The organism is Bacillus sp. JJ1521, assembly GCF_036965165.1.
Taxonomy (GTDB): Bacteria; Bacillota; Bacilli; order Bacillales; family Bacillaceae_L; genus Ferdinandcohnia.
In genome coordinates, this window is record NZ_JBALOX010000256.1 from 1 (window position 1) to 11,987 (window position 11,987).

The following is an 11,987-nucleotide window of genomic DNA, read 5'->3' on the forward strand; positions in this document are numbered from 1 at the left end:
GATCAACTGTGGGTGTGAATCAAGCGAGTTTTGAGGTTTATCCAGGTGAAATATTTGTCATCATGGGCTTATCTGGAAGTGGGAAATCTACATTAGTACGTCTTTTAAATAGATTAATAGAACCTACTTCAGGACAAATTTTTATCGATGGAAAAGATGTTATAACCATGAATAAGGAAGAAATTCGTGAAGTTCGTCGGAAAAAAATGAGTATGGTCTTTCAACGCTTCGCTTTATTTCCACATAAAACTGTTCTTCAAAACACTGAATATGGCCTGGAGATCCAAGGTGTAGCCAAGGAAGAACGTTCACAAAAAGCATTCGAGGCACTTAAACTAGTTGGACTTGAAGGCTATGAAAATCAATATCCCGAACAACTTAGCGGCGGTATGCAGCAACGTGTAGGATTAGCAAGAGCACTCGCAAATGACCCAGATATTTTATTAATGGACGAAGCATTCAGTGCCTTGGATCCATTGATTCGTAAGGACATGCAAGATGAACTCGTCGAATTACAAGGCACTATGGAAAAAACGATCGTTTTTATCACACATGACCTTGATGAAGCATTACGAATTGGCGACCGTATTGCCTTAATGAAGGACGGAAATATCGTCCAAATTGGAACCCCTGAAGAAATTTTGATGAATCCATCCAATGAATATGTAGAAAGATTTGTGGAGGATGTGGATTTATCGAAGGTGCTAACTGCCGGACATATCGTCAAACGTGCCGAGACTGTTCAGGTTGATAAAGGAGCAAGACTTGCTCTTAAAATTATGAAGGATCATGGTTTATCAACGGTTTATGTAGTTGATAAGCAGAACAAGCTAGTAGGTGCTGTTAGTGCAATAGAAGCATCAAAAGCGGTTGAGCAGGGTCTGACATTAGCTGATGTTATGGAAACAAAACTTAAAACGGTTGAAACGGGTACATTACTTGTTGATTTATTCGATGATGTATCACAAGCGACGATTCCTGTTGCGGTTGTTGATGAACAAAATCGTCTAAAAGGAATTGTCATTCGAGGCGCGGTGATTGGCGCACTTGCAGGTAATGACACTTATATAAATGACTTTGGGGCTGAACAACTCCCACCAAGTGATGAAAGGGAGGCGTTATAAATGGAAGGTTTATTACCAAAGCTTCCAATAGCTAGCTGGATTGATACATTTGTAGACTGGTTAGTTACGAACTTTGAATTTTTATTTGAAGGTATTGCAACTGGACTAGAAGGATTTGTAGAGGGAATTGTTTTAGGATTAGGATTTATTCCTTCGATTTTATTAACGGTTATATTGGGTGCAGTAGCTTGGAAAATTTGTAATTGGAAAATTGCTCTTTTTACTTTAATTGGATTACTGCTTATTGATAATTTAGGTTACTGGGACAATATGCTTCAAACGATTGCCCTTGTGTTAACCTCTGTCGGAATATCCGTTATCGTTGGGATTCCATTAGGAATTTGGGCTTCTCAAAGTAAAACAGTGGGTAATATCGTCATTCCGATTCTTGATTTCATGCAAACAATGCCGGCATTTGTTTATTTATTACCAGCCATCTTTTTCTTTAATATCGGTGTTGTACCAGGGGTTGTGGCATCAGTCATTTTCGCAATGCCGCCAACGATTCGCTTAACGATACTTGGAATCACTCAGGTGCCAAAGGATTTAATTGAAGCAACCGAAGCTTTTGGATCAACAACTAAACAAAGACTTGTAAAGGTGCAGATTCCATTGGCAATGCCGACAATCATGGCTGGTATTAACCAAAGCATCATGCTCGCACTATCCATGGTGGTTATTGCCTCAATGGTAGGTGCGCCAGGACTAGGAGCAGATGTATACCGAGCCGTTACACAGCTACAAACAGGAACTGGTTTTGAAGCTGGTCTTGCGATTGTCATTGTTGCAATCGTTCTTGATCGGATTACTCAAAATATAGGAAAAAAGAAACAAGGGGGAACTGTATAATGTTTAAAAAAGTATTAACAGCATCATTAGCAATTGGATTAACATTTGGACTTGCCGCATGTAGTGGAGACTCTGAAAAAGCCGGAACTACAACATCAGGTTCGATAGGGGAAAGTGTCGATTATAAGATTGTTGGAATTGACCCGGGTGCAGGTATCATGAAGGCAACAGGTGCGGCAATTGAAGAGTACGGACTTGAGGATTGGACATTAGTAGAAGGTTCTGGTGCAGCGATGACAGCAGCACTTAAAAAGGCATATGACAAGGAAAAACCGATTATCATTACAGGTTGGACGCCACACTGGAAATTCTCTGCTTTTGATCTGAAATATCTTGAAGATCCAAAAGGAGTATATGGTGGAGAAGAAAACATTCATAGTATCGCACGACTTGGATTAAAAGAAGATCTTCCTGGGGTTCATACATTACTAGACCAATTCCATTGGACTGCTGATGATATGGGGAGCGTGATGGTTGATATTAATGAAGGAACAAAGCCCGAAGAAGCAGCTGCAAAATGGATTGAAGAGAATCCCGATAAAGTGGCAGAATGGACTGAAGGAGTTCAAGAAGGAAATGGTGAAGAAGTAAAATTTGCTTATGTCGCGTGGGATAGTGAAATAGCAAGTACAAATGTTGTTGCTAAAGTATTAACAGATTTAGGTTATAAAGTAAAAATGAGTCAGGTAGAAGCAGGACCCATGTGGACTGGTGTAGCCGATGGATCAGTTGATGCACACATTGCTGGCTGGTTACCAGTTACCCATGCTGATTACGTAGAAAAATATGATGGGAAATTCGAAGACCTCGGTGCAAACCTTGAAGGTACAAAAATTGGTTTAGTTGTACCGACTTATATGGACATTGATTCAATCGAAGACTTAAAAGAATAGACTTTTGAAATTTTCAATTAACACGTAAGGAGCTGTACACTCAATCGATGAGTGTACAGTTTTTTTTTATAAAATGGGTATAATGGCAATCATATAGTACTTTTCCTGAAATGAGGCAATTGTTATATGAGCATAAGCAAATTTTCAATAAAACGCCCAATTTTCACATTGGTTACCATGTTTTTAGTCATAATTTTAGGGTTTGTATCCTTGATGTTTATACCATTAAAATTAATCCCTGATATCAATCCTCCGGTAGGTGTCGTTGTAGCAAACTATTTTGGGGCAAGCCCGAATGAAGTCTCTGAAAAGGTCACAAAACCACTTGAACAAAGCCTGTCCACATTGCCGGGCTTAAAAACAATGTCCTCCACTTCCCAAGAAGGCGCATCGTTTATTTTATTGCAGTTTACATGGTCAACCTCAATCGATGAGATTGAAAATGACATTTTAAGCCGAATCAATCAAACGCAAATTACGGACGATGCTGAGACACCTCGGTTTTTAAAATTTGATCCGTCACAGTTTCCGATCATTCAATTGTCCCTAAGTATGGAAGGGGATGAAAAAGGACTTCAAGAGCTTGCCAATGGACTGGTAACAGAGCTTAATAAAGTCCAAGGTGTCGCTAATGTGAATTTATCAGGAGTCGTGACAGAGGAAATAATAGTGGAACTAGATCAAGAGAAATTGGAAGAATATGCTCTGACACAGGCTGATATTGTTACCATTTTGCGCGCCAATTCAGTTTCGCTTCCTGGTAATACAATTGAATCTAAGGGGAGGGAGCTTACTACAAGAGTTATTAGTAGCTTACATTCTATTGAAGATTTAGAGGAGCTTTCGATTACAATTGATCCTATCCTAGGTGAAAAAGTGGTTTTAGATGATTTGGCCGAGGTTAAGATTGTTCCGGAATTGCAGAAGACGATCACCCGGGCTAACAAGGAGCCCGCCATGCTTGTAAGTGTGCTTCAGGAATCGGACGCTAATACAGCGAATGTATCCCAAGGCTTTCAACAAGAATTAGAAAAAAAGCTTTCACAGGAAAAATATAAAAATGTCCAGGCAGATATTCTGTTTGACCAAGGGGAATACATCAAAATAGCAATTGGAAACATTACAAGCACACTACTGCTCGGTGGGTTATTTGCTATGATGGTTCTCTTTTTCTTCCTTAAAAATGTAAAGAGCCCACTCATCATCGGCATCGCGATACCATATTCGGTCATTGTGACCTTTGTGCTTATGTATTTTTCAGATTTCTCGTTAAATATCCTCACATTAGGTGGACTTGCACTTGGAATTGGGATGCTCGTCGATAATTCAATTGTCGTAATCGAAAACATCTACCGCCATTTATCAATGGGGAAGGTTTCAAAACAAGCTGCTGAAGAGGGAACAAAGGAGGTTGGAACAGCAATCATTGCCTCAACCCTTACAACGGTTGCCGTTTTTTTACCAGTCGTCTTTATTACGGGTTTAATCGGAGAGTTATTTACTGAGTTTGCATTGACGATTGCATTTAGTTTATTTGCGTCTCTTATTGTCGCGCTAACCGTTGTTCCGATGCTAGCGAGTCGATTTTTAAAGATGCCTAATGAGAACCTTGAAAGAAGACGTCAGACATCAAAAGGTATGCGGTTTTTAGAAAATGCGACAAGATGGTCATTGAGACATCGCTTTATTGTGTTATTGATTACCCTAATAATGTTTGGAGTAAGTATATTCGGGCTATTTACGGTAGGAACTGAATTTATTCCAAAGAGTGATGAAGGCTTTTTTACAATTAAAATAAAGCTGGAAAATGGGACACCACTAAAGGAAACGCAAAAAACAATCGCAGCAATTGAAAAGCAACTAGAAGATGAGGTCGATATCGATGTATATGTTAGCTTAATTGGCTCTACTCAGGAAAAGAGCTTTAGAGGAGGAGTGAGCTCCAACGAAGCAGAAGTTTATGTAAAAATGGTTGGTTTTGAGGAACGAGAGCGCTCAACTTTTGAATTTGTTGACGATACGAAGACGAGGATTGAAACTACGGTTACTGAACTTCATCCAGAGGCAGTCGTTAAATTCAACCTCCAATCATCTTCAGGTTCGACACCAAACACATTACAGTTCCATGTGAAGGATACTGATAAAGCGCGTCTTGATGAAGCAGTTGTTAAAATAGCCGATTCACTTGTTAAGTTAAAGGATGTGACAGAGGTTTCAACGGATGTTTCGAAAACAATAGAGGAACTCCAAATTACAATTGATAAAGAAAATGCGTTTGAAGAGGGACTTACACCTGTACAAATTGCATCAACTGTTAATGATGTGACACGAGGAACAAGGGCGCTTCAGCTAACAGACGAAGAAAACAATATTTTCCCTGTTATTGTCGTCTATAACCGAGTTTTCACTAATAATATCGTAGGTTTGAGGGAACTTCTTTTAAAAACAAACGCAAATACATTAGTGCCTTTAGACACGATTGCTGATATTGAAATCGGCGAGGGGCCATTAATTGTTCACAGAATCGACCAACAGCCTGCCGTTCAATTTACTGTGAAATACGTAACGACAACCAATCTTGGTGCGATTTCGAAAAAGATAGATGAAACAGTGGCCGGACTTGGGCTTTCCGACGAAACAGATATTGTCTACAGCGGTGACAAAGAACTGTTGGAATCCTCATTGGATCAAATGCTTTTAGCATTCGTGCTAGCATTAACCTTAATCTACATCGTGATGGCTGCACAATTTGAATCACTAAAATATCCATTTGTGATCATGTTTACGGTTCCATTAATGGTTATTGGGGTTGCAATCGGACTTTATTTTACAAACACACCGATAGGAATTACGGCAATCATCGGCATTATCGTACTTGCTGGTATTGTCGTCAATAATGCAATTGTGATTGTGGATTATATAAATATGAAAAAAGAAGACGGTATGAGTCCCTATGAAGCGATTGTAACGGCAGTAAAAGATCGTACACGCCCTGTTATGATGACAGCCTCGACAACCATCTTAGGTTTGTTACCACTTGCGTTTGGTATTGGCGAAGGCTCAGAAATTAACCAACCGATGGGGATAACCGTTATTGGAGGACTATTAAGCAGTACCCTGTTGACATTATTTATCATCCCAATCGTATATACCTTTTTTGATAAGGAGTTGAGGAGGAAGGTTAAAGGGGATTAGGTTTATGATATAAGTATGTGTATAAACTGGATAGGGTTTTGTCATATTTGAAAAAATATTAAAACAGAGATTGATATCAGTGGGCTTTGGGGAATGTTAGAAAAAACAAGGGGATAAAATGCTAACATGATGAATTTTTGGATATAGTTGTAAATACCTAAACCAAATAAGCGAGATGAAGGCATTTGGATGGGAAACTCACGAAATTCGGTCATGAAAGTCCTTTATAAGCCGGATGAAGGACTTTCTGAAGAAGTGAACATGAAAAAAATCCTTCATCCCATCATAGTTTCTAGTACATTTTCTAGCTCCACCTACTTAGCGCCAACCTACTTCTTCCTCAAAAACTCCAACACTGGTTCAAATGGCTGTTCAACTTTCGCTTCAAAATAATGCGCGAAGGGGCAGCCTTTTTCATTGATTCGCTCGATGATTGTCTCCAAAGGAAAATCTTCAATCGACAAATCATCCGTTATCTCATCCCAGTAGAGCGGAGTGGCAACATACGCCCCATCATTCCCGCGAACCGAATATGGAGCAACAATTGTTTTGCCCTTAGCATGCTGCACATAATCTACATACAATCGGTTACCCCGGTTTTTTTTTAGTCTCTCAATTGTAAAAAGATTAGGCTCCAATGTTATCAAATAGTTGGCAACAAACTCCGTGAATTGTCTTGTGTCATCATACGTAAATCGGTTTTCTGGAAGTGGGATATAAATCTGTAAGCCCTTATTACCGGATGTCTTTACAAATGAAATTAATTTGAGACCGTCAAATACTCCTTTTAAAATGGTTGCTGCTTTTTTTGCCAAAGGAAAAGCATCTCGGGATGGTGGATCCAAATCAAAAACAATCTCAGATGGTCCTTTTGAATAAATCGTTTGAAACGGGATATGAAACTCGAAACTTAATTGATTTCCCAACCATGTAAGAGTTTTTATATCATTACAAACAATGTATTCAATCCCATCTGACACCGAGGTTTGGATAAAGTCAGGCGCATATTCTGGGCAATTTTTTTGATAAAATTTTTCACCGTACATTCCATGCGGATAACGAATGACCGTTAATAACCGATCCTTTAAAAATGGGAGCATATAGGGAGAAACCTCAACTAAATAGTGGATGTACTCAAGTTTGGTTATGGACTTATTTTTCCAAAGGGGTTTGTCGGGATGAGTAATCTCAATCTCTTCGGGCAGAATCGGTGTATTCCGAACGAGTTTTTCCCAAGTGCAGTCCTGCCAGTCGACATCAAATCGGAATTTTGAAAAGCTAGGCTGCCGCAGTTGCTCTTTATACAATTCCAAATAAAAAAGCTCTACACAAATGCTAGGCTCTACTTTAATAAAGCCTGTCGTTTCTTCAATTGCATTTGCTTGAATGACCCCAAGAAGCGCCTGGCGCTCATCAGAAGAGAGGCCGTGTAAAAACAAGCCAATCTCATATACTCGATTCTTTCTAATAACGCCAACATGAAAAAATGCATTCTTTTTGTCGTAACCCAGAATAAAAAAGGCACCAACCTGCCAATTTTTAATTTTGTACCAGTTTGTAGTGCGTTTGCCTTCATCCCATATACTATCAAACTTTTTTGCAATAATCCCTTCAGCGTTTGATTGAATAGCTTTTGTCCAAATTGAATTAAAATCTTGATCATATGTAATTAATTGGATGAGCGCTTGATTATTTGGTTCAATAACTCTTGGAAGTTCTACCTCATCAAAAAGCTTATATAAATCAGTTTTCCTGTCTTGAAATCTTTGTCCCATAAGATTCTTAGCACCAAACATCAATAAATCAAAAACCAAATATTGAGCTGGTTTTGCCGTAGATGCTTGCAAAATTTTAGCCTCACTTTTTAATCGACCTCGTTGCTGAATTTCCTCAAAACTTGCTTTAAAAGGCGATTCTAATATGCAAAGCTCTCCATCGAAAACAAGTGGGAGGTACGGGTGCATTACATCCGAAAGCTCCTCACATTGTTTAATAATTTCCGGAAATTGCTCATTAAGAAGATTACCGTTCCTGCTGATCAACTGGATACGATTGTTATCCCAATGCAGCATTGCCCGGAAACCATCATATTTAATTTCGTATACCCAGTTTGGTCCAGTGGGTGCTTCAAAAATAAGGGTTGGAAGCATTGGTTTAAGCATCGTATCACTCCTTAAAGGGCTCCAACTCATCAAAACGCATTGGTGTATTTGTGCCCAATTTTTATGCCCGCAGGAAGTGGGGCATAAAGACGTTTTCACATGATGTGGCGTTCTTAGTCTTTAATCCTATGCTCGAAAAATTTCCTTTGAAAAATTGTGGCATCCACCAGAGGCTTTTACCTTATTTAGGGGTGAACTCTCCTAAATAAGGTAAAAAGGAGCCCTATTTTACGTGCCGACTTTTTTGCGGGTTGTTCTTGTTTTGGGTTTTGTAGAAGCGACAGTTTCTGTTCCTGTTGGTGCTTCTTGTTTCGCCTTCGGTTTTGTATTTCCTTTAGGAGCTGCTGCTTTCTTTGGTGCAGCTGTTTCCTTGGATTTTGTCCGTTCGATACTTGCCTGTAAGGCACTCATTAAGTCTACAACATTTGTACGTGGAACTTCCTTAGATGTTGTACCTTCATTATTATTAATTTTTGATTCAATAAGCTCCATGAGGGCGGTGCGGTACTCATCTTTATATTTTTCTGGATTAAATTCAGTTGTTAACTGGTCAATCAGCATAATGGCGGTATCGAGCTCTTTTTCATTAATATTCACATTTTCCGGTACGCCAGGAACCTCTGCTACATTGCGAACCTCATCAGGATAATGGATCGTTTCCATCACAAGGCTGTTTTTATAGACGCGGATAATCGCCATTTGTTGTTTTGAACGTATTGTAATTTCAGCAATTCCGATTTTACCCGATTTTTGCAAGGCTTCGCGAAGTAGTGCGTAGGCTTTACTACCATTTTCACCAGGTCCCATGAAATATGAACGGCTAAAATAGATCGGGTCGATTTCCTCAAGCTTTACAAAATCAATAATTTCGACACTTTTATCCTCATGCTCGTCCTTTAGTTCTTTTAATTCCTCATCGCTTAAAATGACAAATTTTCCTTTTACATATTCATATCCTTTTACGATATCCTCATTACCTATATCTTTTTCGCAATTTGGACAGATTTTTTCATATTGAAGGGGTGTATTGCATTCTATATGAAGATTCCGAAGCTTAACGTCTTTGTCCTCAGTCGCAGAAAAAAGCTTTATTGGAATATTTACAAGACCGAAGCTTATTGAGCCTTTCCACATTGTGTGCATATGTTTTCTTACTCTCCTTTTTTATGAGTATTGTTTCCTTAAACTGGCGCTGGAATGATGGTAATATAAACCTGAGGAAAATTACGAAAAAATAATATGTAAAAATTATATTTACCCCCTCAAAAAGAAAACTGTTCACGTAAACTTTAAATGAGTCAAACATTACAAACAAAGTTTGGAATGTAACGTAAAAGAAATGTATGTTACAACGCTTGTCATGTTTTCAATAAGAGAGTAGTCTTTTTATTAGTGCTTTTGTAATATTTTTAGCATTAACCGTTATATGTGAAAAATTGTTATTGAATCTTGCTTTCACCTCTTGCTACTATTAACAGATAGTAAAGAGAATTGAGGTGAAACCAGTGCTGAGTCTATTGTTTAAAATTGGAAAACGAAAAAGCACTCTGGAAGAAACCGTTGTCGAGATTCAAAATGGCAATCAAAAACTACAAAATAAACTAATTGATGACTATAAACCCTTTATTGCAAAAAATGTGTCTGCTGTTTGTAAACGATATATAAGTGAATCAGATGATGAATTTAGTATCGGACTTATCGCATTTAATGAGGCTATGGAAAAGTACTCGAAGGAAAAGGGAAGCTCCTTTTTATCCTTTAGTGAACTTCTTATTAAACGACGGGTGATTGACTACATCCGTAAGGAAGCAAGAGTAAGAAATATTAATTTTATCTCGAATGGTGAAGCAGATGAGGAAAGTGCACAATCAAAAATTGAAGCTCACCTCTCTGTCGATGATTACCAAAGGAAAGTAGAGCAGGAACAAAGAAAAGAAGAAATTCTCCATTTTCATAAAGTTTTGCAGGAATTTGGTTTATCATTTCAGGAGTTGCTTGAAATTTCACCTAAACACGCAGATGCGAGGCTGAATGCGATTATGGTATCAAAGGCAGTCGTTGAAAATGAAGAACTTAAACGTGCGCTGTTTGATAAGAAACAGCTTCCAATTAAGAATCTTGAATCGAAAGTAACTGTCAGTCGTAAAACGATTGAGAGAAATCGAAAGTACATTATTGCAATGGCCATCATTTTATCTGGTGATTATCTCTATTTAAAAGATTATCTAAAAGGGGTGCTCGAAAGTTGAAAAAGGGGATCGTTATGGATGTGAACGATGAATATATTACGATGCTAACCCCTGAAGGTGAATTCGTAAAAGCCAAACATACAAAGGAAGGCTATGAAATTGGTGAGGAAATGACTTTTTTTCCAATCAATGAACGGGTAAGCAATCCTTCTAAGCAACGATTCTTTCAGGTGAAGAAATGGCGTTACGCACTTGCAAGCTCTTTAGTTGCAATTTTATTATTATCTTTATTTATACCTTTTTCATCGCGTAATGAAGTGTATGCCTACATGTCCATTGACATCAACCCGAGCTTTGAGGTGGGGCTAGATGAAAACCTTCGCGTTGTGAGTCTCGAAGCTTTAAATGATGAGGCAAAAAAATTAAAGGAAACAATTCCAGATTGGAAAAACAGCACGCTAGATTCAATCACAGAAAAAATCATTCAACATAGTAAAGACAGTGGCTATCTTGAAGATGGTAAGCAGGTCCTTATTACAACTGTTGTGGCAGATACACATAATAATAAGGTGGACCAAGAGCTTCAGCAAGGAATTGAAGACATTAAAAAAGAATACGGAAAAGAACAAATCGCCGTTACCTCTGTGACAAGTACGGTTGAAACTAGAAAAGCTGCAAAAGAAAAGGGGATCTCCACTGGTAAACTTCTGATTAAAGAAAACAAGGTTCCAAAACCAGTTGAAGACAAAAACCTTGAGCCTGCCGGACAAGATAAAAATAAAAGTAACCAGCAGGACAACTCCGACAAACAGAAAGATATGAACGAGTTTAAAAATACTCACAAACAAAGGTCAGAAGAAGTTCAAGAAGAGCTTAAAGAGAAAAAAGAACAGATAAGAGATAAAGTCAAAAACAATATAGAAAACTCCAATATGCCGGACCATATTAAAGAAAAAAAGTTCGAAAAAATGGACGAAAATTGGGAAAAGAAGCAGCGTAAGCAAGAAGAAAAAGAGTGGAAAAAAGAAGAGAAAAGGCAAAACAAAGAAAACCAAAATCATGGAAACAATGGCAATAACGGAAAGAATAATCATGAAAATAACGGAAAGAACAATCAAGGCAACAACCATAAAGGGAACAATAATTAAAGCCGAGGGGGCAACCTCGGCTTTTTGCCATTTTATGAAGTTTCATTCGCCTTTAAATTGGGACTGTGCTTGTGCGACTAGGCGTTTCGTAATTTCGCCACCTACCGAACCATTTGATCGAGATGCTGTATCTGAACCAAGCTTAACACCAAATTCTTGGGCAATTTCAAATTTTATTTGATCTAAAGCCTGTTCGATTCCAGGAACAAGCAATTTATTACTGCTTCTTGCCATTTATCTCACTCCTTAATAATTATAGAACAACGTATAATTCGTTGTATCTTTAGTATAAGGAGATAATTAATTTCAATACTGGAAATGCATACTAAAAGAAAAGCGCAAGGTGCCATTCTATCGGCGACAAGCATAAGACAAGCGCTGACAGAAGATGCCTTTTACCTTTCGAAGCGATTGGCTTATGACCTCG

The 11,987-nt window shown here is 38.3% G+C and carries 9 protein-coding genes; 6 read left to right on the top strand and 3 right to left on the bottom strand.

Translation table 11 applies throughout. The features are described 5' to 3' along the window. The 4 genes from V7147_RS24080 to V7147_RS24095 form a co-directional block, all read left to right on the top strand. Window positions 1-1,124 (top strand): quaternary amine ABC transporter ATP-binding protein (locus tag V7147_RS24080; protein ID WP_335370329.1); only part of this gene is annotated, 1,124 nt, incomplete at its 5' end. Continuing rightward, a complete protein-coding gene (locus tag V7147_RS24085; protein WP_335370330.1) occupies window positions 1,125-1,973 on the top strand; it encodes an ABC transporter permease in 849 nt (282 codons plus the stop codon). Further along, window positions 1,973-2,866: a glycine betaine ABC transporter substrate-binding protein gene (locus V7147_RS24090; RefSeq protein WP_335370331.1), complete on the top strand. Its 894-nt coding sequence runs from the start codon at window positions 1,973-1,975 to the stop codon at window positions 2,864-2,866. Before V7147_RS24085 ends, V7147_RS24090 begins: the two co-directional genes overlap by 1 nt. A 126-nt stretch (window positions 2,867-2,992) precedes the next feature. Continuing rightward, complete coding sequence (locus V7147_RS24095; protein ID WP_335370332.1) at window positions 2,993-6,061, top strand: efflux RND transporter permease subunit; 3,069 nt, start codon at window positions 2,993-2,995, stop codon at window positions 6,059-6,061. Window positions 6,062-6,390: 329 nt separating this feature from the next. Here V7147_RS24095 and V7147_RS24100 read toward each other — a convergent pair whose 3' ends face one another. Next, window positions 6,391-8,223 carry a DNA ligase D gene (locus tag V7147_RS24100; RefSeq protein ID WP_335370333.1) on the bottom strand — a complete coding sequence of 611 codons (1,833 nt, stop codon included), beginning with the start codon at window positions 8,221-8,223 and terminating at the stop codon, window positions 6,391-6,393. Between the two features lie 228 nt (window positions 8,224-8,451). Continuing rightward, a complete protein-coding gene (locus V7147_RS24105; RefSeq protein ID WP_335370334.1) occupies window positions 8,452-9,366 on the bottom strand; it encodes a Ku protein in 915 nt (304 codons plus the stop codon). A 353-nt stretch (window positions 9,367-9,719) separates the two neighbouring features. On the opposite strand from V7147_RS24105, the gene sigI reads away from it, so the two are divergent. Continuing rightward, window positions 9,720-10,472, top strand: a complete 753-nt coding sequence (gene sigI / locus V7147_RS24110) for an RNA polymerase sigma factor SigI (protein ID WP_335370335.1) — start codon at window positions 9,720-9,722, stop codon at window positions 10,470-10,472. Next, a complete protein-coding gene (locus V7147_RS24115) occupies window positions 10,469-11,560 on the top strand; it encodes an anti-sigma factor domain-containing protein (protein ID WP_335370336.1) in 1,092 nt (363 codons plus the stop codon). The genes sigI and V7147_RS24115 overlap by 4 nt, the downstream gene beginning before the upstream one ends. Window positions 11,561-11,602: 42 nt before the next feature. Here V7147_RS24115 and V7147_RS24120 read toward each other — a convergent pair whose 3' ends face one another. Beyond that, a complete protein-coding gene (locus tag V7147_RS24120; RefSeq protein ID WP_335370337.1) occupies window positions 11,603-11,794 on the bottom strand; it encodes an alpha/beta-type small acid-soluble spore protein in 192 nt (63 codons plus the stop codon). Between the last annotated feature and the right edge of the window lie 193 nt (window positions 11,795-11,987).

Coding starts and splice junctions, on each gene's coding strand:
- V7147_RS24100 (WP_335370333.1), bottom strand. CDS start 8,223: ATGCTTAAACCAATGCTTCCAACCCTTATTTTTGAAGCACCCACTGGA.
- V7147_RS24095 (WP_335370332.1), top strand. CDS start 2,993: ATGAGCATAAGCAAATTTTCAATAAAACGCCCAATTTTCACATTGGTT.
- V7147_RS24105 (WP_335370334.1), bottom strand. CDS start 9,366: ATGCACACAATGTGGAAAGGCTCAATAAGCTTCGGTCTTGTAAATATT.
- V7147_RS24120 (WP_335370337.1), bottom strand. CDS start 11,794: ATGGCAAGAAGCAGTAATAAATTGCTTGTTCCTGGAATCGAACAGGCT.
- V7147_RS24090 (WP_335370331.1), top strand. CDS start 1,973: ATGTTTAAAAAAGTATTAACAGCATCATTAGCAATTGGATTAACATTT.
- V7147_RS24085 (WP_335370330.1), top strand. CDS start 1,125: ATGGAAGGTTTATTACCAAAGCTTCCAATAGCTAGCTGGATTGATACA.